At 38.1% G+C, this 522-nt stretch carries 1 protein-coding gene; it reads right to left on the bottom strand.

Going from position 1 to position 522, the window contains the following annotated elements; genetic code table 11:
- Positions 1–522: helix-turn-helix domain-containing protein (locus ACYVRH_RS14380; protein ID WP_461257554.1), on the bottom strand; the 522-nt coding region annotated here is incomplete at both ends.

Raw genomic sequence — 522 nt, forward strand, 5'->3', positions numbered from 1 at the left:
ATTTTGCGGATTATTCGGGTAGTTTTCTTGTATCGCCTCTGCAATGTATTCAGGATATGTAAAAGCCCCGGAAAGCCAAGAAGGATCAATACCGGATTTCAGGATTTCAGCAACCTTTTTTCTGCCTAGGGAGAAACCGGCTTTTTTACAAGCATTAATAAATTTATCCGTAGTAGTAATTTTTTCATTACCACTACTACTATCAACTATACTTATATCTTTAATATGGTGTGAAAAATTTTCACAGGTAGTGTGCAAATTTTGCGCAGATAACTGTGCAATTTCTGCGCATGATGTGTGCAAATTTTGCACAGGTGGGACAGAATAATTGCAATACCGCCCTGTTATTTTTTTCTTAATCAGTCCATTGTCGGTCAAAGATTTTAAGGTACTGACAACCGTTCTGCGGCTCATATTTAAAGCAGAGGCAATATAACCGGCACTGCCATGGAATTCCTTTTTCCCGACATTAGAAAAACTGTAAATCAGCGCAAAAACAAGAAGCCCGTTTCCAGAAAGTTT

This window comes from Treponema sp. R80B11-R83G3 (genome assembly GCF_054786115.1).